Origin of the sequence: Brevibacterium sp. W7.2 (assembly GCF_018137945.1) — a bacterium.
In the GTDB taxonomy this organism is placed as follows: Bacteria; Actinomycetota; Actinomycetes; order Actinomycetales; family Brevibacteriaceae; genus Brevibacterium; species Brevibacterium sanguinis.
The window spans coordinates 31,388-49,502 of the sequence record NZ_CP073089.1 but is presented as its reverse complement, the minus strand read 5'-3'; the positions used below and the strand labels follow the sequence as shown (position 1 = coordinate 49,502).

At 67.5% G+C, this 18,115-nt stretch carries 20 protein-coding genes; 12 read left to right on the top strand and 8 right to left on the bottom strand.

Features of this window, described 5'->3' with window-relative positions:
• Window positions 1-85 precede the first annotated feature (85 nt).
• The 4 genes from J9315_RS00225 to J9315_RS00210 all read left to right on the top strand — a co-directional run bounded on the left by J9315_RS00225 (window position 86) and on the right by J9315_RS00210 (window position 4,314).
• Entirely contained in the window at window positions 86-661 is a 576-nt protein-coding gene (locus J9315_RS00225) for a TetR-like C-terminal domain-containing protein (RefSeq protein ID WP_232623778.1), read from the top strand.
• A gap of 136 nt (window positions 662-797) precedes the next feature.
• On the top strand, window positions 798-1,709 hold the full coding sequence (locus J9315_RS00220; RefSeq protein ID WP_198500056.1) for an acetoacetate decarboxylase family protein: 912 nt from the start codon (window positions 798-800) through the stop codon (window positions 1,707-1,709).
• Window positions 1,710-1,786: 77 nt separating this feature from the next.
• The gene (locus J9315_RS00215; RefSeq protein WP_198500057.1) at window positions 1,787-3,367 is read left to right on the top strand and encodes a succinic semialdehyde dehydrogenase; all 1,581 of its coding nucleotides are present in this window, start codon (window positions 1,787-1,789) and stop codon (window positions 3,365-3,367) included.
• Between the two features lie 26 nt (window positions 3,368-3,393).
• Window positions 3,394-4,314 (top strand): NAD-dependent epimerase/dehydratase family protein, encoded by a 921-nt coding sequence (locus J9315_RS00210; RefSeq protein ID WP_198500058.1) that lies wholly within the window; start codon window positions 3,394-3,396, stop codon window positions 4,312-4,314.
• 46 nt (window positions 4,315-4,360) lie between these two features.
• On the opposite strand, the gene J9315_RS00205 is transcribed toward J9315_RS00210, so the two are convergent.
• The 5 genes from J9315_RS00205 to J9315_RS00185 all read right to left on the bottom strand — a co-directional run bounded on the left by J9315_RS00205 (window position 4,361) and on the right by J9315_RS00185 (window position 10,318).
• Entirely contained in the window at window positions 4,361-5,266 is a 906-nt protein-coding gene (locus J9315_RS00205) for a LysR family transcriptional regulator (protein WP_198500059.1), read from the bottom strand.
• Between the two features lie 66 nt (window positions 5,267-5,332).
• Window positions 5,333-6,670, bottom strand: a complete 1,338-nt coding sequence (gene dnaB, locus J9315_RS00200) for a replicative DNA helicase (protein WP_198500060.1) — start codon at window positions 6,668-6,670, stop codon at window positions 5,333-5,335.
• A gap of 146 nt (window positions 6,671-6,816) precedes the next feature.
• Window positions 6,817-8,199, bottom strand: a complete 1,383-nt coding sequence (locus tag J9315_RS00195; protein WP_211978538.1) for an FtsX-like permease family protein — start codon at window positions 8,197-8,199, stop codon at window positions 6,817-6,819.
• A gap of 26 nt (window positions 8,200-8,225) precedes the next feature.
• A complete protein-coding gene (locus tag J9315_RS00190; RefSeq protein WP_249120969.1) occupies window positions 8,226-9,581 on the bottom strand; it encodes an FtsX-like permease family protein in 1,356 nt (451 codons plus the stop codon).
• An 8-nt stretch (window positions 9,582-9,589) separates the two neighbouring features.
• Window positions 9,590-10,318 (bottom strand): ABC transporter ATP-binding protein, encoded by a 729-nt coding sequence (locus J9315_RS00185; protein ID WP_211978536.1) that lies wholly within the window; start codon window positions 10,316-10,318, stop codon window positions 9,590-9,592.
• A gap of 149 nt (window positions 10,319-10,467) precedes the next feature.
• Here J9315_RS00185 and J9315_RS00180 point away from each other — a divergent pair, with 149 nt between their 5' ends.
• The 3 genes from J9315_RS00180 to J9315_RS00170 all read left to right on the top strand — a co-directional run bounded on the left by J9315_RS00180 (window position 10,468) and on the right by J9315_RS00170 (window position 12,335).
• On the top strand, window positions 10,468-10,797 hold the full coding sequence (locus J9315_RS00180; protein WP_211978535.1) for a metalloregulator ArsR/SmtB family transcription factor: 330 nt from the start codon (window positions 10,468-10,470) through the stop codon (window positions 10,795-10,797).
• 12 nt (window positions 10,798-10,809) lie between these two features.
• Window positions 10,810-11,199: a VOC family protein gene (locus tag J9315_RS00175; RefSeq protein ID WP_211978534.1), complete on the top strand. Its 390-nt coding sequence runs from the start codon at window positions 10,810-10,812 to the stop codon at window positions 11,197-11,199.
• A gap of 74 nt (window positions 11,200-11,273) precedes the next feature.
• On the top strand, window positions 11,274-12,335 hold the full coding sequence (locus J9315_RS00170; protein WP_211978533.1) for an FUSC family protein: 1,062 nt from the start codon (window positions 11,274-11,276) through the stop codon (window positions 12,333-12,335).
• Between the two features lie 9 nt (window positions 12,336-12,344).
• On the opposite strand, the gene J9315_RS00165 is transcribed toward J9315_RS00170, so the two are convergent.
• Window positions 12,345-13,643 carry a DUF445 domain-containing protein gene (locus tag J9315_RS00165; protein ID WP_211978532.1) on the bottom strand — a complete coding sequence of 433 codons (1,299 nt, stop codon included), beginning with the start codon at window positions 13,641-13,643 and terminating at the stop codon, window positions 12,345-12,347.
• A 134-nt stretch (window positions 13,644-13,777) separates the two neighbouring features.
• Here J9315_RS00165 and J9315_RS00160 point away from each other — a divergent pair, with 134 nt between their 5' ends.
• The 4 genes from J9315_RS00160 to J9315_RS00145 all read left to right on the top strand — a co-directional run bounded on the left by J9315_RS00160 (window position 13,778) and on the right by J9315_RS00145 (window position 15,730).
• Complete coding sequence (locus tag J9315_RS00160; protein WP_211978531.1) at window positions 13,778-13,924, top strand: hypothetical protein; 147 nt, start codon at window positions 13,778-13,780, stop codon at window positions 13,922-13,924.
• Between the two features lie 11 nt (window positions 13,925-13,935).
• Complete coding sequence (locus J9315_RS00155; protein WP_211978530.1) at window positions 13,936-14,154, top strand: DUF2945 domain-containing protein; 219 nt, start codon at window positions 13,936-13,938, stop codon at window positions 14,152-14,154.
• Entirely contained in the window at window positions 14,151-14,798 is a 648-nt protein-coding gene (locus tag J9315_RS00150; protein WP_211978529.1) for a DUF488 domain-containing protein, read from the top strand. Before J9315_RS00155 ends, J9315_RS00150 begins: the two co-directional genes overlap by 4 nt.
• 170 nt (window positions 14,799-14,968) lie before the next feature.
• Window positions 14,969-15,730 carry a class I SAM-dependent methyltransferase gene (locus J9315_RS00145; protein WP_211978528.1) on the top strand — a complete coding sequence of 254 codons (762 nt, stop codon included), beginning with the start codon at window positions 14,969-14,971 and terminating at the stop codon, window positions 15,728-15,730.
• A gap of 249 nt (window positions 15,731-15,979) precedes the next feature.
• Here the strand turns inward: J9315_RS00145 and J9315_RS00140 are convergent, their stop codons facing one another.
• Window positions 15,980-16,615 carry a DUF1345 domain-containing protein gene (locus J9315_RS00140; RefSeq protein WP_211978527.1) on the bottom strand — a complete coding sequence of 212 codons (636 nt, stop codon included), beginning with the start codon at window positions 16,613-16,615 and terminating at the stop codon, window positions 15,980-15,982.
• Window positions 16,616-16,827: 212 nt separating this feature from the next.
• On the opposite strand from J9315_RS00140, the gene J9315_RS00135 reads away from it, so the two are divergent.
• Window positions 16,828-17,163: a helix-turn-helix domain-containing protein gene (locus J9315_RS00135; RefSeq protein WP_198500072.1), complete on the top strand. Its 336-nt coding sequence runs from the start codon at window positions 16,828-16,830 to the stop codon at window positions 17,161-17,163.
• Window positions 17,164-17,327: 164 nt separating this feature from the next.
• Here J9315_RS00135 and J9315_RS00130 read toward each other — a convergent pair whose 3' ends face one another.
• Window positions 17,328-18,011 carry a hydrolase gene (locus J9315_RS00130; RefSeq protein ID WP_211978526.1) on the bottom strand — a complete coding sequence of 228 codons (684 nt, stop codon included), beginning with the start codon at window positions 18,009-18,011 and terminating at the stop codon, window positions 17,328-17,330.
• Window positions 18,012-18,115 lie beyond the last annotated feature (104 nt).

Sequence of the window (18,115 nt, the reverse complement as noted above, 5' to 3'; positions counted from 1 at the left end):
GAACGACGAGGACGCTGTGGGGAGGACGCTTCGATTGCTAAAGTTAACAGTGTCCACACTGAAAAAGTACGGGGGAGGATCGACTGTGTCAACAGCGTCCGCGGAGAAGCCGCGGCATCATCATGGCAACCTGCGCCACGCGCTCATCACCGCCGGCGTCGAGATGCTCGAGACGGGCGAGGCCTTCTCCCTGCGCGCCGTGGCCCGCCGGGTCGGCGTCTCCCAGGCCGCGCCGTATCGCCACTTCGAAAGCAAGCAGGACCTCGAAGCCGCGATGGCCGCCGACGGCTTCGCCGAGCTCCAGACCTCACTCGAAGCCGTCGTCGGCGAGCACGGGGAGGGCGACACCCCGCTCGTCGAGCTCGCGCTCACCTACATCCACTTCGCCGAGGCGCATCCCGCCCTCTACGCACTGATGTTCGGCCAGGAGCTCAGCACCGTCGACGAGGTCAGGGTCGCCTGCGCGGCCGTCTTCGCCCGCATCCAGGAGGTCGCGATCGCCACCCACCCGCAGCGGGACCCGCACGGACTCGCCACCGCCGGCTGGGCACTCGCCCACGGACTGGCGACCCTCCACATCGACGGCACCCTCGGGGCCAACGACGACGTCGACTTCGACACCCGCGTCCGCGCCGCCTTCGCCGCCCTGCTCACCGACTGAGACCCACGCAGCGCCGCTGAGACCGGGAACACACCCGGAGGTCGGGAATGAATCCCCGCATCGCCATGTTGACACTGTTAACTTCGTCAGCCTACTCTCAGTTCGAGAGTCCGGAATCAGATGTGGAGTGAGAAACATGACCGAGACGAACACCGCCCCGACCACCGAAGTCACCTTGGGCTCGCGCACCCTCCAGGTGCCCGCGGGCGGTCTCTTCGACCGCTATCGCATGCAGCCCGACCTCGACGAGGTCGCCCGCGACCCCCGCGTGACCAGCGTCGACTTCTTCCGCAATCAGCCCAAGGTCGAGGTGGAGTCGCGCATCGGGCGCACGTTCACCCCGAACTTCTACTACGCGATGTCGAGCGCGCGCCTGACGATGCTCGCGCCGATGAGCGCGCTGCGCGACCGGCTGCCCGCACCGCTCGATCCGCTCGAAGCCGTTCCCGGCTTCGGTCTCGCCTCGGTGCTGCTGTTCCGCTACGACGTCGCCGACATCGACTTCTACACCGAGGCGGCCGTCGGCATCGCGGTCAAACCGCCCCACCACGGTCCGCTGGGGGCGATCGACCTGCTCGCGGCGCTGAAGAACAACCACCTCGACTCCTATGTGCTCTCCCTGCCCGTCAACACCGAGATCGCCCAGGTCCGCGGGCACGACGGCTACGGTTTCCCCAAGTGGGTGACCGACATCGATGTCGACATCACCGCGCAGTCCGTGACCGGACGGGTGCTCAACGACTCCGGCGGCACCGATTTCGAACTCCGGGCCCTGACTCCCCGGCAGAAGCGGCACCGGTCGGGCACCGCGGTGTCCTCCCTGACGTCGTATACGCATTTCGACGGAGGATGGCATGCGACGTTCAACCAGACGAACGCCCTCGTCTCGGGAACCGCGCTGTTCCCGCGCCATGTCGAGACCCGCCTCGGCGAGGGACGGATCTCCGATGACATCCGCTCGCTGCGTCCGACGCGGACCCTGATGTTCGATGTCATGACCCACGGTCAGGCGGCTCTCCACATGCCGCGCGTCATCTCGCTCGACTGACGACGTTCATGTCACTGACCTACACTCCCAGCCAATCGCTCCATTCCCGACACACGACCACAGAAGGGCAGACCATCGTGTCCACATTGACCGCGGATGCGCGGATCACTCCGAGGATCACCGCCGACCGACTCGCGGCGCTGAGCCGCCGCGTGCGGGTCGCCGACCCCGACGCCACGCAGGACGTCACCAATGCGATGACCGGTGAGGTGCTCGGCACTGTTCCGCACGCCACCCCGGCCGATGTCGTCGCCGCGGCCGCACGGGCCCGCAGCGTCCAGAAGGAGTGGGCCGCCCGTCCGATTCGGGAACGGGCGGAGGTGCTCATGCGCTTCCACGACCTCGTGCTGCGCCACCAGGACGAAGTCCTCGACCTCATCCAGCTGGAGAACGGCAAGGCCCGCCGGCATGCGTTCGAGGAGATCATGGATGTCGCGTTGAACGCCCGCTACTACGCGCACACGGCGGAGAGGTACCTGCGACCCAAGCGCCGTCAGGGTGCGCAGCTGGCGCTGACGAAGGTGTGGGAGCTCCATCATCCGAAGGGCGTCGTCGGCATCATCTCGCCGTGGAACTATCCGCTGACGCTCGGCATCAGCGATGCCCTGCCGGCGATCATCGCCGGCAATGCGGTGGTCACGAAGCCGGATGCGCAGACGCCGTTCGCTGCACTGTGGGCCGTGGAGATGCTCGAGCGGGCGGGCATGCAGCCCGGTCTCGTCGAGGTCGTCACCGGGTCTGGCGCCGAACTCGGTCTGCCGATCATCGAGAACTCCGACTTCCTCATGTTCACCGGGTCGACCGCTGTGGGACGGACGGTGGCCGCCCAGGCCGGGGAGAACCTCATCGATGCGTCGATGGAGCTCGGCGGGAAGAACGCCCTGCTCGTCCTCGACGATGCCGACGTCGACAAGGCCGTGTCCGGGGCGATCCGGGCGAGCTTCTCCAACACCGGGCAGCTGTGCATCTCGATGGAGCGCATCTATGTCCCCGACGTCCTCTGGGACGACTTCACTGCGAAGTTCGCCGCCGCTGCCCGGGCGATGACGCTGACCGCCGGGATCGACTACTCCGCGGACATGGGCTCGCTCGTCTCGCAGAAGCAGCTCGAGACGGTGATGCGCCATGTCGATGATGCGCGGGACAAGGGCGCCACGGTGCTCGCCGGCGGTCGGCGCCGTCCCGAGCTCGGCCCCTACTTCTACGAGCCGACGATCCTCACCGATGTCGACGAGTCGATGGAGGTCTACGCGCACGAGACCTTCGGTCCGGTCGTCAGCCTCTACCGGGTCGCCGACGAGGAGGAGGCGATCGCGAGAGCCAATGACAGCGACTACGGCCTCAACTTCAGCGTGTGGACCTCCGACGAGGACCGCGGAGTCCGCGTCGCCTCCCGGCTCGAGGCCGGCACCGTCAACGTCAACGACGCGTACGCCGCGGCGTGGGGGTCGATGGATGCCCCGATGGGCGGCATGAAGGCCTCCGGCCTCGGCCGGCGGCACGGGGAGCACGGCATCCTCAAGTACACCGAGTCGCAGACGATCGCCGCCTCGCGGCTGTTGCCCGTCGGTGTGCCGGACAACGTCGATCCTGCGCGTTACGCGCGCATCGTCACCGGCGCGCTGCGCGTGCTCAAGCGGATACCGGGTGTGAAGTGAACCCGACCAGCGAACGCAGAGACGGAATGCAGACCATTCTCGGTGCAGGTGGGCCGATCGCCGACGAACTCGCCCGCGCCCTCCATCGCGACTTCACTCAGGACATCCGGCTCGTCAGCCGGCACCCGAAGCAGGTCAACGGCACGGATGAGCTGGTCGCCGCCGACCTCATGGACCCGGCGTCGACCGAGCGTGCTGTCGCGGGCAGCGCGATCGCCTATCTCACGGTGGGTCTGCCGATGGATTCGGCCCTGTGGGAGGAGAAGTTCCCGACGATGATGCGCAATGTCATCGATGCGTGCATGGCCCATGGGACGAAGCTCGTCTTCTTCGACAACACGTACATGTATCCGGGCACCCCGACCCCGCAGATCGAGTCGACGGGATTCGCCCCCGGTGGCCGCAAGGGGCGGGTGCGGGCGGAGATCGTCACGATGCTCCTCGATGCGATGGCCGCCGGTCAGATCGACGCGCTCATCGGTCGGGCCCCGGAGTTCTACGGGCCGGGGAAGACGAAGAGCTGGTCGAACATGCTCGTATTCGACCGGATCAGGGCGGGCAAGCGTCCGCTCGTGCCGGTGAGTGCGACGACGAAGCGATCGCTGATCTGGACGCCGGATGCCAGTCGGGCGCTGGCGCTGCTCGGCAACACCCCCGACGCGTACGGGCAGACCTGGCATCTGCCGATCGACGAGCATCGCCGCACGTACCGTGAGCTCATCGCGATCGCCTCCGAGATCACCGGGCGGAAGATCGGCTACACCGTGCTCCCGCTGTGGGTGTTCAAGTTGGGCAGCCGGTTCAATCCGATGCTCGCCGAGGCGGCCGAACTCCTTCCCCGGTACCGCGGGGACAACATCTTCGACACGTCGAAGTTCGCCTCCCGCTTCCCTGACTTCGCTGTGACGACCTACCGGCAGGGCATCGCCGACATCCTCGGCCAGTGAGTCCCGCGGCGCCCGCACCGTACGCGGTGCGGGCGCCGTACGTCGATCAGACCCTCTCTTCCTTCCCCATGAGGGCGTCGTAGCACGCCGCCGTCTGGTGCTTGAGCGCTCTGGCGACCGCGGCGACGGCGGGACGGCGCATGGAGTCGGGCCGCAGCACCATCCAGTACGGGAGGTGTTCGGTGAGGTCGTCCGGGAGAAGTCTGACGAGGTCGGCATGCCGGTCGGCCATGAAACAGGGCAGGAACCCGATGCCGGCGCCGGCACGCGTGGCTTCGACATGGACGAAGACATTCGTCGAGGTCACACCGTCTTTCATCGACGGGACGAGGCGCCGGGGTGCGTCAAGGTCGTCGACCTGGAGCATCGAGTCGACGAAGTACACGAGCTGGTGCTCCATGAGCGCGTCAACCGTCGTCGGGGTGCCGTGGTCGGCGAGGTAGTCCCGCGCGGCGTACATTCCCAGCGCATAGTCGCCGAGGTGGACCGCCTCGGCGCGATGGACCTGCGGTTTGCCGACGACGACTTCGATGTCGAGGCCGGACCGCTGCTGCAGGGCCTGCCGTGTCACCGTGATGATCTCGACGCTCAGACCTGGATGGGTCCGCCGCAGCGCCGCGACGGCCGGTGAGGCCACATAGGCGCTGAATCCGTCCGTCGCCGACATCCGCACGACACCGCTGACGGGATCGGGAGTCTCGCCCGACTCACCGAGGCTGCCGACCGCGAGCTCGACCTGCTCGGCGACGCGCACCGCCTCGGCGCCGAGCTCCGTGAGCTCCCATCCGCTGCCGGACCGGGCGAGCACCCGGCCGCCGAGTGCCTTCTCCAAGGCCGCGATCCGTCGTGAGATCGTCGTGTGGTTGACCCCGAGCGCATGGGCCGCCGTCGCGAACTTCGCCGAGCGGGAGACCGCGAGCAGCACGAGCAGATCGTTCGGGGTCGTGTCCATGCCTGCCATCGTACAAAGCGACGTGAGGGCACCGATCCGGGCAGGCTCGCTCCTGTGGCGGGAAACCTACTGCGGCATGTTGACGAACCGGGACTTCGCGCCCTGGAAGGCCACGGCGATGTCACCGGTCGGTCCGGCTCGGTGCTTGGCGACGATGATGTCGGCCTCGCCGGCGCGTTCGTGCTCCTTGTCGTACATGTCCTCACGGTGGATGAGGAGGACCATGTCGGCGTCCTGCTCGATCGATCCGGATTCGCGGAGATCGGAGATCATCGGTCGCTTGTCGGTGCGCTGCTCGCTGCCGCGGTTGAGCTGGGAGAGCGCGATGACGGGCACCTCGAGCTCTTTGGCCAGCAGCTTGAGCGAGCGGGAGAACTCCGAGACCTCCTGCTGGCGGGATTCGACGCGCTTGCCCGAGCTCATGAGCTGGAGGTAGTCGACGCAGACCATCTTGAGGTCGTGCTGCTGTTTGAGCCGGCGGCACTTCGCGCGGATCTCCGTGAGCGCCATGTTCGGCGAATCGTCGACGAAGAGCGGCGAGTCGTTGATGCGCGCCTCGGTGGCGGCGAGGTTCGTCCAGTCGTGGGGGCTGAGCTCACCGCGGCGCAGGTTCTGCAGCGGGATCTCCGACTCTGCGGAGAGGAGCCTCATGACGAGCTCGTTCTTGCCCATCTCGAGGGAGAAGAAGACCGCGGCCTGCTTGTGATGGATCGCTGCCGAGCGGATGAAGTCGAGGGCGAGCGTCGACTTGCCGACACCGGGTCGGGCGGCGATGACGATCATCTGCCCCGGGTGGAGGCCGTTGGTCAGCTGATCGAACTCCGTGAACCCGGTCGGCACCCCGGCGGTCTGCCCGTCGGTGTCGCCGTTGCGCTCGATCTCGGCTGCCACCTCGCCGAGGATGTCGGCGAGGATGACGTAATCCTCCGTCGTGTGCTTCTCCGTGACCTGATAGATCTCGGCCTGCGCGTTGTTGACGACGGCGTCGGTGTCGCCCTCGGCGTCGTAGCCCATCTGCACGATCCGGGTGCCGGCCTCGACGAGGCGGCGCAGCACCGCGCGCTCGCGGACGATCGTCGCATAGTATCCGGCGTTCGCGGCGGTGGGGACCGAGGAGATGAGCGTGTGGAGGTAGGCAGGTCCGCCGATCCGGGAGAGATCGCCGGACTTCGTCAGGTAGTTCGCGACCGTGACCGAGTCGGCGGGTTCGCCGCGGGAGTAGAGGTCTAGGATCGCCTCGTAGATCGTCTCGTGCGCGGGCTTGTAGAAGTCATCACGCGACATCGATTCGACGCAGTCGGCGATGGCGTCCTTCGACAGGAGCATGGCACCCAGGACGCTCTCCTCGGCTTCGATATCCTGCGGAGGAGTTCTGAGTCCGTCGTACCCCAGATCGCTGCTCACTCCCACGTCTCCTCCTCTGTGCCTACGCCTGCCCGGCCCGGGTGCAGTGCCATCCCACTTTACCCGTGCCGCGCGCGGACCCGACAGCGATTCACGTCACCGCCGGTGCCGCCCCGATCTCGCCGAGGCGGCGCAGCGGCCCAGCGTCACAGCCGTGCCCGGCCGGCGGTGGCGACCGCGGCGAGAATCGGCTTCGCCACCTGGAGTCCCTGCCTGATGACGACGATACCGACGACCACTGACACGAGGATCGTGAGGAACGTGACGGGCTTCATCACCAGGGCCGCCCCGGCCAGCGGGAGCACGAGGACGAGTCCCAGACCGCCGGCGAGCAGCGACACCCAGATGACGGGACCGAGGACCGCGCGCACCATCCCCGCGTGCATCGTGTCGACGTCCATGCCTGCGGCATAGAGGTCGGAGAAGGTGTCGGCCCGGTCGTAGACGTCGGCGACCTGGTTGATGAGCGCGGAGACCGCGATGAGGACGATCGAGATCCCCATGACGAGCAGCACGCCGGTGAACAGGTCCTGGTAGAGGGTGAGGTGCTCCTGCGGCATGTCGACGCTCGGGTCGTCGGAGATGTCCGTGGCGAACTGCATGAGCGCGATGCCCGTGCCGCCGACGGCCGCGACGAACGCCGTCATCGCGACCCCGGAGACGCGGCGCCAGAACCGCTTCGGCTCATCGGAGACGAGCCGGGCGGCGATGAGCCGGGCCGGCGTCAGCGCGCGCTTGCCCGCCAGGTGGGCGAACCAGCGGACGAAGAGCCCGCCGAGGAGGTCGACGACGATGAGGCCGATGACGAAGACCGCGAGCATCGCCGAGATCATCACCCCCATCCCCAGGCTCGCCGACTTCGACAGGCTGACGACGACCGGGAGGACGAGGATCGCGACGATGACCGCGATGACCCGGGCGACGGGGAACTTCCGCTCGAGCGACTTCGTCCGGACTCCCAGCGGGGAGATCGCGACCTTCCGCAGCCCCAGCAGCGCCGAGACGACGCAGACGAGGATGAGGAAGACGACGACCGCGGCGAGCAGGAGCGGGGGCATGAGCATGTTCGCGTACCCGATCGGCTGCCCGAGGAAGTGGATGTGACTCACCGGCCACGCGAGCCCCAGGTAGCCGAGGACGCCTGCGACGATGCCGATGACGGCGGGCACGAGCGGTTCGGCCACGGCGATCGCGATGATCGACGAGCGCTGGGCGCCGAGCAGGGACATCGTCGAGAGCCGCTCGTCCTGCCGCCTGGCCGACAGCGTCGCCGAGGCGGAGGCCAGGGTGCTCGCGGGGATGACGAGGAGGATCGTGGCAAGTCCCGCGAAGAACTTGTAGGCGACATCGAGTCCTTGGGTGTTCGGATCGGTGCTCGGCGGGATCTGGAAGAACATCCAAGCCCCGGCGGCGACGGTGAGGAACAGCGTCGCGCAGGCGAAGAACGAGCTCATGACGAGCAGCGAGCTCGGTGCCGTCACGGTCTTGCGACCGAGGACGAGGGGGACGATGCTGGCGGGTGCGGACATCACTGACTCCTGATCGAGGCGGGGCCTCAGGCGGTCACCGCGGTGACGCGCCGGACGAGCGGACGGGTGAACTGCAGTCCCAGCCACACCATCGCGATGCCGCCGAGGAGGACGGAGGCGACGACGGCGATGGTCATCGGATCACCGAGGTCGTTCGCCGAGGCCATGGCGATCGCGAGAAGTCCGCCGAGGACGAGCGAGACGAGGGTGACAAGCACGATCGGGGACATCACGGCGCGCACGGTGACCCCGTGCATCATCGCCGGTGACATGCCGGCGGCGTGGAGCTCCCGGTAGGTCGAGGCGCGGTCGAGGATGTCCGCGGCCTGATTGATCGTCGCGGACACGACGATGAGGACGAAGGCGATCGCCAGGGTGAGGATGAGGCCGGTGAAGACGTCGTCGCCGGTGTACTGCAGCGGTCCCATGAGCTCGCGTTCGGCCGCGCTCATCTCGTCGCCGCTGCCGCGCATCATCGCCGCCCCGGTGCCGCCGACGACGGCGATGAACGTGATGAGGGCGAGCCCGGCGACCCTCCGCCAGTACTGTGCGGGGGCGTCGGCGATCATCGCCGCGGAGAGCATGCCGGCCGGGCGCCGCGCCGTCTTGCCGCTCATCCAGGCGTGGACCCGCATGACGAGGACGCCGAGGACGTTGATGAGGAGGAGGGCGACGCCGATCGTGAGGATGCTCGCGATGATCGCGGTGCGCTGCGACTGTCCGTCCTGGAGGGAGAAGACGAGGGCGGCGACCATGCCGATGGCGAGGACGACGACGGCGATGATGCGCAGGAGGGGGAACTTCCGCCCGAGCGACCGCGTCCGCACGCCGAGGGGCGAGACGATGACCTTCCGCAGACCGACCAGTGCGGCGAGGAGGCAGATGAGGAGGAGAGCGGCGACGACCCCGGCGAGCAGCCAGAGGGGCATGAGGAGGGCGGAGTAGCCCAGCGGCACGCCGGTGAAGACGATGAGGCTCAGCGGGTAGGCGAGAGCGAGGTATCCGACGATGCCGGCGAGGATCCCGGCGGCAGCGGGGATGAAGGGTTCGGCGACCGCGACGAGCCGGACGGTGCCCTTCGAGGCGCCGAGGAGGGAGAGCGTGGAGAGGCGCTCATCCTGGCGTCGGGCGCTGAGCTTCGCCGAGGCGACGCCGAGGCTGATCGCCGGCACGACGAGGAAGACCGTGGCGAGGATCGCGAGCATCCGGTAGAGGTCGACCACCTCGGCGTAGCGGGGCACATCGGGGCGGTCGTTGAACGCCCACGCACCGGCGGCGACGGTGAGGAAGAGGGTGGAGCAGGCGAAGAACGCGATCGCGACGAGGCGCGCGGTCGGGGACGTGAACGTCTGCTTCGACAGGACGAGTGGGAGGACCTTCATGATCGGCCTCACCCGTTGTTCGCCGCATACTGCGCGGCGGAGTCGGAGACGATGCGGCCGTCGGCGAGGCGGACGACGCGGGAGCAGCGGGCGGCGACGTTCTCGTCGTGGGTGACGACGACGAGCGTCGAACCGCGCCCGGTCGTCGAGGCGAGCAGTTCGGAGAGGACCTCGGTCGAGGTGCGGGAGTCGAGCGCGCCGGTCGGCTCGTCGGCGAAGGTGACGACGGGCTGGGTGACCTGCGAGCGGGCGATGGCCACGCGCTGGGCCTGTCCGCCGGAGAGCTGGCCGATGCGCTTGGTGAGGTGCTCGGCGAGGCCGAGGCGCTGGAGCCACGCACGAGCGTGCCTCGTCGCCTCGGCGCGGTTCATTCCGGCGAGCATCGCGGCGAGCGCGACGTTGTCCTCGGCGGAGAGCTCGGGCAGGAGCAGACCCTGTTGGAAGACGAACCCGAAGACCTCCCGGCGCAGCGCGGTGCGGCCGGCCTCCTTGAGCGAGGTGATGTCCGCGGCGGCGCTGCGGTCGGTGGGCAGGAGACGGATGTGGCCCTCGTCGGGACGGAGGATGCCGGCGAGGCAGTGGAGCAGGGTCGTCTTGCCGGAACCGGAGGGTCCCATGATCGCCAGGGACTCGCCGAGGCCGATCGTGAGGTCGACGCCGGCAAGGGCGTAGGTCTGGTTGTAGTGCTTGGTGACAGAGGAGGCCGTGATGATCGCAGGCATGTGTGTTGTGGTCATGACTCAATGCTTTCGCAGGCCGCTGCCAGCGGCCATGCAGTCCTCCCACGACTGGCGCGAGGAAAACCCGAGAGTCGCGGAGGGAAATCGCGACCGAATGTGACCTGCGTCCATTGACATGCAAGTCAGTACTTGCCTATGGTGTCGGTGTGGCCGACCTCTTCAAGGCGATCGCCGACCCGACCAGGCGGACGATCCTCGACGAACTCGCCGAACGCGATGATCAGACTCTCTTCGAGATCTGCTCGCGTCTGGCCAATCGGCATGGTCTCGGGCTCTCACGCCAAGCGGTGTCCCAACACCTCGAGGTGCTCGAATCCGCCGGTCTCGTCGTCACCCGCCGCGAGGGGCGCTACAAGTACCACACACTCGATCCCGCGCCGCTGCGCACAGCGTTCGATCGCTGGACCGGCGGGACGCGAGACGCCCGACCACCGGACACCGACCCACCCGCATCACCCCAGGCACCGCCTGAGTAAGGAGACACCGTCATGAAGGCCCAGTGGATCAGCATTCCCGTTGACGACCAGGCGCGCGCGCTCGACTTCTACACCGACAAGCTCGGATTCCGGCTGAAGTTCGACGTTCCCGTCGGAGACGCGCGGTGGCTCACCGTCGTCTCGCCCGAGGATCCGGAGGGAGTGGAGATCGTCCTCGAACCGAAGGGTCATCCGGCGGCCGGGGACTACACGGCAGCGCTCATGGCCGACGGGATCCCGATCAACCAGTTCGCCGTCGACGACGTCGAGGCCGAATACCAGCGCCTCAGCGCCCTCGGAGTAGAGTTCACACAGAAGCCCTTGTCGATGGGACCGATCACCACCGCGGTTCTCAACGACACGGTGGGCAATCTCGTTCAGCTCATTCACCAGGAGGACTGACCGCGGTTCCGCGTGCCCGGCGCCGGCCCGACGACCCGGGCAGGCGCGGTGGTCGCGCCGACCGCTGCACGGCCATGAAGAGGATCGCCGAGTACATCCGCGGGACCCTGCGTCTCGAACCCACCGACGACGATCGGCGGGCACCGCTCAGGGTCGGTCTCGGCGTGGCGATTCCCTCCCTCGTCCTCCTTCTCCTCGGGTACGAGCAGTTCATCATCTACGCGGTCTTCGGGGCGTTCTGCGGGATGTACGGTCGCGGTGAGGCGCACCAGCTGCGCCTCATCCACCAGCTGCAGGCCGCAGTGCTGCTGCTCTCGGGTGTCGTCATCGGCGTCATGCTCGCGATGCTCGACACCCCGGTCTTCGCCCTCATCGCGATCGAGGCGTTCTTCGCCGCCGTCGGGTCGATCATCGCCGACCGCGCGCGGATGCGTCCGGGGGGACCGTTCTTCGGCATCTTCGCCCTCGGGGCGTGCGCCTCGGTCGAACCGCTCGCACCGCCGTGGATCCCCATCGGGATCAGCGTCCTCGCGGCGGCCTTCGCGATCACCCTGGGCTTCCTCGGATGGTTCCGCACGCGGACGTGGCGGGCGGGGTCCCGACGGATGATCACCCCGTTCCGCGGTCCCCACGCTCTCGCCATGCTCAGGCATGCGGCCACGTATGCGGTGGCGGTCGCCTCGGCGGGTCTCATCGGGGTGCTCATCGGTCTCGACCATGCGTACTGGGCGATGGCGTCGGCAGCGGTGCCCCTGGCCGCCGCGGAGCTGCCGGGCCGCATCGCCCGCGGCGTGCACCGGGTGCTCGGGACGTTCTCCGGGCTCATCGTCACCGCGCTCATCCTCTGGCCGGACCCGTCACCGCTGTGGCTGGCGATCCCGGTCATCCTCCTGCAGTTCCCCACCGAGTACCTGATGATGCGCAACTACGGGTTCGCGCTGACGTTCTTCACACCGATGATCCTACTCATGACGCAGCTCGCGCATCCGATCCCGCGGTCGACGCTCATCATCGACCGCGGGGTCGAGACGCTGCTCGGGGCCGTCGTCGGCATCGCCGTCGTCCTCGTCGTCGGGTACGTCGGCAGGCGCCGGGCGCGGACGCGCGGTGACACGGGCGGCCGCGCCGAGGCGTGAGGTGACCCCTCACCCGGGTATGAGGACGATGACCGTGTGGAGGAGGATGCCGACGAGGGCGCCGATGACGGTGCCGTTGATGCGGATGTACTGGAGGTCGCGGCCGACGTAGAGCTCGATGCGGTCGGCGGCCTCCTTCGCGTCCCAGCGTTCGATGGTGTCGGAGATGACGCTGGCGATCTCGGGTCCGAAGCTCTCGGCGAGGTCGCCGGCGGTCGTGGCCACGCGGTCGTCGATCGTCTCAGCGAACTCCGTGTCCGTCTGGAGGCGCTGGGCGAATTCTCCGATGAGGTCGGCGATGCGGCCGCGCACTTCACCGTCGGGTTCGATGATCGCCTCGCGCAGGAGCTGCTTGAGCGAGGTCCAGATCTCGAGGACGGAGTCGACGACGCCGTCCTGGGTGAGGAGGTCGTTGATGATGTCCTCGGCCTTGTCGGCCAGCGGGGTGTCGGTCGACAGGTCGGTGGAGAGGTCGACGAGCCACGCGTCGAGGGCCTGGCGGGCCTTGTGGTAAGGGTTGTCGCGGACGTCGACGAGCCAGCCGAGGATCTCGCGCTGCAGGCGGTTCGCGAGCTGTTCGTTGACGAAGTCGGGCACCCACGACGGGGCGCGGTTGTGGACGATCTCGTCGATGACCTGCGGGTTGTCGCTCAGCCATGTGTACGCCTCGGCGACGACGAGGTCGACGAGCTTGTGGTGGGCGCCGTCGAGGACGATCTGGCGCAGCAGCTTGCCGAGCACCGGAGACTTCCGGGTGGCGATGAGGCGCGGGAGGATGACGTTCTTCGTCAGGGCGACGATCGACTTGTCGTCGATGCGGGAGAGGACGTATTCGAGACCGGCGGCGGCCCGGTCGACGACGAGGTCGCGGTTGGCGGCCTTGCTCAGCCACTCGCCGGCGCGCTGTGCGACGTGGGCGGAGCGGATCTTCGTCGACACCGCCTCGGCGTGGAGGAAGTTCGCTGCGACGAAGGCGGAGAGGCTCGCTCCCAGAGCGTCCTTCTTCCGGGGGATGATCGCGGTGTGCGGGATCGGCAGGCCCAGGGGATGCCGGAAGAGGGCGGTGACGGCGAACCAGTCGGCGATCGCGCCGATCATCGCGGCCTCGGCGCCGCGGGCGACGAATCCCCAGACGCCGGACAGATCGGTGAAGAGGTTCGTGGCGAGGAAGATGAGGGTCGCGAGGATGAGCAGTGAGAGCGCCAGCGTGCGCATCTTCCGCAGGCCCCTGGCCCGTTCCCGGTCCTCGGGTGTGAGTTCGTTCGGGCCGTCGAAGCGCGGCACCGGCTCGGTTCTCTCGATCGTCATTGTTACCCCCTGGGCACTGACTTTAGCGAACCTCGGCGCAGGTTCGATGCCGACCGGCTGGACTGCGCCTGGGAACGCGCCCTGCCGCGTGCAGCCCCTGTGAGTGCTGCGGCCGGCCGGAGTACCGTGGAGGCATGATCCGAGCACTGACCGACCTCGAGAGGGACACAGCGCTCCTCCTCGTCTTCGACGAGGGCGTTCCGAGTTGCCTCGAGCCGGCCCCGCTCAACGAAAGCGTCGTCTGCACCCGGTTCCCCCCGGCTGAGCGCATCGGCTTCTGAAGGAGATCGACATGGCACACGAATTCTCCGTCGGCGATCACGTCGGGTGGAACTCCGAGGCCGGCGAGGTCTCCGGCCACATCATCAGGGTCCACACCTCGGACTTCGACTACAAGGGCCACACCCACCGCGCCTCGGAGGCCGACCCGCAGTACGAGATCAGGAGCGACAGGACCGATCACATCGCCGCGCACAAGGGCAGCGCGCTCCGCCTCATCGACGACGAATGACCGCCGACGAGCCGGACCGGGAGATCGCCCACCAGCCCGCCCGCGGCGGGCCCGCCTCGGTGCCGGACTTCCTCACGATCGGCCATTCGAACCGCTCCCTGAAGGAGTTCATCGACCTGCTCCGCGACTCCGGCGCCGAGGTGGTCGTCGACGTCCGCAAGCTGCCCGGGTCGAACGCGAATCCGCAGTTCAACGAGGATGTGCTCGGCGATGCGCTGGCCGCGGTCGGCATCGAGCTGCGCCGGCTCGACGGTCTCACCGGGCGGCGACCCGTCAGCCGGGACGTGCCGTTTGAGGTCAACGCGTGGTGGGAGAACCGCAGCTTCCACAACTATGCCGATCACGCCCTCGGCGCGGAGTTCGCCGCCGACATCGCCGTGCTGCTGGACTGGGGCGATGAGCGGCGGTGCGCGGTGATGTGCTCGGAAGCCGTGTGGTGGCGCTGTCATCGGCGCATCATCGCCGACTATCTGCTCGCGCATGACCGTGAGGTTCTCCATGTCCTCGGTCCCGGTCAGACCGCCGAGGCGGAGCTCAGTTCCGGTGCCGTCATCGAGGGCGAGCCCGGTGGCAGCGCCGGATCCATGCCCGCGGATGATCGCGGGGACTCCGCCGACGTCCGCATCACCTACCCGGAGCAGTGAGACACCCCCGCACCTCCGCACACAACCCTTGACCCCGCTTGCGAGGTGGATCCCGCTCGAGATCGTGCCGGAAATCGAGCGGGATCCACCTCCGGAAATCCGTCCGCACTCAAAACGCGGCGGCTGTCCGAACCGGCATTGCGGGTTGATCGCGCGGCTAAGATGCGCAGATGGAGCCTTTCGAGAACCGTGCACGGGCCGAATCCTTCGGTTCGGTCGCCGAGACCTATGATCGCGTCCGTCCGCGGTATCCGGGCGCTCTCCTCACTGAGGTGCTCGGCGAATTCCCTGCTGACGTCCGGCCGACGCGTGTGCTCGATGTCGGAGCAGGCACTGGAATATTCTCAGCACAGCTCACAGCTTCGGGTTGTGAGGTGACTGCGGTCGAACCCGACCCCGAGATGGCGGAGGTCGCCCGAAGCAAAGGGTGCCAGGTCGAAGTCTCCACATTCGAGTCCTGGGACGCTGGCGACAGGACGTTCGATCTTGTCACGTTCGGGCAATCGTTCCATTGGGTGGATCCGGCAACCGCGTTGCCGAAAATCCGACAGATTCTCCGTCCGGAAGGTCGACTCGCCCTGATGTGGAATCGAATCGAGCCCGTTGACGGCCGCGCAGCGGAGATTGCCGGCGTCTACGAACAATTCCTTCCCCGTGCCGTTCCGGAACCAGAACCAGACGATGCCTCTCATCCAGATGTCGCCCGGCTCGAGGCTCACGACTTCGAGGTCCGCGAGATCACTTGCGACGAACCGCGGTGGTATGCGGCTCACGAGTGGCTCTCGATGGTCTCCACACACTCTGACCAGCTGACCATGTCGCAGGAAAGTCGATGTGAAATGCGGCGCGCGCTGGCCGAGGCCGTCGGAACCGCCGATCTGCAGACGCGCAATCGCGCGCTGCTTTTGCTGGCTTCCCCTAGCCCTCGGTGACCGCGACTTCCACTGACAACCGCATCACCTACCCGGAGCGATGAGACACCCCTGGGCGGCACACACAACCCTTGGCCCTGCTTGCCAGGTGGATCCCGCTCGAGATCGAGCCGGAAATCGAGCGGGATCCACCTCCGGAAGCCCAGCCACAGTCAGCGCGCGCAGTCTGAACCGACGACCCCGTGGCTCCGGCCGTGCGCACCCCGGCCATGCGTCCGCACCGCAGCCCTGCCGACCGCGGTCGCGCTCTCAGTTCGAGAAGACCCCGACGACGAGGTTGATCGCCGTGGCGAGGATGACGGCGTTGAAGACGTAGGACAGGAGGCTGTGGCGCAGGACGACGGCGCGGATCTGCGTATCGGAGACCGAGGTGTCGGTGACGCCGAAGGTCATGCCCACCGCGTAGCCGAAGTAGAGGAAGTCCTTGTAGTTGGGCACGCGGTCGGAGTTGAAGTCGATGCCGCCGGGAGTGCCGTCCCCGAAGTACATGTAGGCGTAGCGGGCGCTGTAGAGGATCTGCAGGCCGGCCCACGACATGAAGACGCCGAGGAGGGCGATCGCGGCTTCCCAGTTGCCGGCCTGCGATCCGCCGACGACCTGGAGAAGGACGATGCCGCCGAGGCCGCAGAGCTGGGCGATCGTGATGACCACCTCGTCGAGGACGGGGTTGAAGTCCTCGCGGCTCGCGTTCGACTTCGTCTCCTCCGACGACATCGGCCACAGGGCGGCGGTCCCGACGAGCACGAAGAACGTCGTCGCCGTGGAGATGCCGACGAGGAAGCCGTCGCCCGTGGTGGTGAAGGCGCCGACGATCCAGCCCACGACGACGCCGATGACGATGGACGCGATGAGACGACCCGTCGCGCTGATGAGGAACTGCTTCATCGGTGGGTGCTCCGTTCGAGTGAGGTCGCAGAGGGACGGTCCGATAATGCCGGTTGAGGCAATGCGGCTTACGAGAACACTCTGCCACAACACAGCCGGATCTCACCCGTCTCACAGCCAGCCAATTCGTCGGGCCGACGGCAGTGACGGCCCCGGACTCAGCCGCGCACCGGCCCGGAATCGACGATCGGCCGCCTTGGTATTCTGGTCGCATGGCTGATGTGCTGGGTACCGACCTCTGCACCTCGACCGACCGTGCGTGGAGGGTGCTGGGAAAGCGCTGGAGCGGGCTCATCATCGACCTGCTCCTCCAGGGTCCCGCCCGCTTCAGCGAGTTGGAGCGCGGCGTCGAGGGCCTGTCGAACAAGGTCCTCGGCGAACGGCTGCGCGAGCTCGAAGCCCTCGGACTCGTCGAACGCCAAGTCGACACCGGCCCCCCGATCACCGTGACCTACGCGCTCACGCCGCGCGGACTCCGTTTGCGCCCGGCCTTCGATGCCCTCCGCACCTGGGCGCAGGAGATGGACGCCGATCCCGACGAGCCCTGAGGGCTCAGCGCCCTCAGCGCCAGTCCACGGTCGAGACCTCACGACGGTCCAGACCTCACGACGACGGAGCACCCCGAAGATGACGGAGCGGCTGGTCATCCGACCGGCCGCTCCCTCACGTCAGCGAGCCAACCCTTGCTTCAGGGCGACAGATCGCACCTTCCTCACTTCATGGAGTCAGCAGTCTCCTGCGTGCGCTCGACCTCCTGGGCCTTCGCGTAGCTTTCGATGAGCAGCTGGTACTCGGGGAAGATCTGCGTGTAGGCCTGTGCCCATTCGCCGCTGTCCTCACGATTCCACGTGTGCTGCAGCTCGGACGCCACGGCCGCGACATCGATCGGCACGACGCCGGCCTGGACGATGCGCGCCAGGGTGATCTCCTCCGCCATCTTCGAGTAGGTGCCCGAGGTGTCGACGACCGCGAAGACCTGGAAGCCGTCGGCGACGGCGCTGATCGCCGGGAAGGCCATGCACACACTGGTGATGGTGCCGGCGATGATGAGCTGCTTCCTGCCCGTGGCCTTGACGGCCGCGACGAAGTCCGGGTTCTCCCACGCGTTGATCTCGCCCTTGCGCCCGACGTACTGCGCATGGGGTGCGTTCTCGTGGATCTCCGGGATCAGCGGACCGTTGGGGCCCTGCGGCACCGAGGCGGTCGTGATGACCGGGATGTCAGCGAGCGAGGCGATCTTCGCCAGCGCGGCCGCATGACGGCGCAAGGTAGTCATGGGCATGTCCTTGACCGTCTGGAAGAGTCCGCTCTGATGGTCGATCATGAGCAGGACGGCATTCTCGGGATCGATGACGGGACGAGCGCCGTTGAAGTTCGCGGGACCGATGTCGGTCATGGTGTTCCTTTCTCCTGGGGTTACTTTTTGTCACCCCGTTATAGATTGAAACCATGATCGCCCGAGAATATTCCCTGCCCGTGAATGCGCGAACGCCGGGTGCC